Here is a 212-nt window from a genome sequence, read left to right on the forward strand (position 1 = left end):
CAACAAAGACAAGCGCGTCGCATGATTCAAGTTTGGCGCGACGCGCTTTAATCAGGCCTTGCGCCAGCCGAGCAGGCCGGGCGTTGCGTGCCAGAGCGCCTGGGCGGCAAATCCCATGAAAAGCACGCCGGAGCAGCGCGCGATCAACCGCTCATGGGCACGATAGAAGCGCCGCACCGTACCGGCGCCGATGATGCCGATCAGGATGATGT

General features: G+C 62.7%; 1 pseudogene. It reads right to left on the minus strand.

The features are described 5' to 3' along the window. Positions 1-51: 51 nt before the first annotated feature. A pseudogene (locus AF337_RS38510) lies at positions 52-212 on the minus strand (LysE family translocator); the annotation flags it as partial.

It is taken from the genome of Rhizobium ecuadorense (assembly GCF_001187535.1).
Taxonomy (GTDB): Bacteria; Pseudomonadota; Alphaproteobacteria; order Rhizobiales; family Rhizobiaceae; genus Rhizobium; species Rhizobium ecuadorense.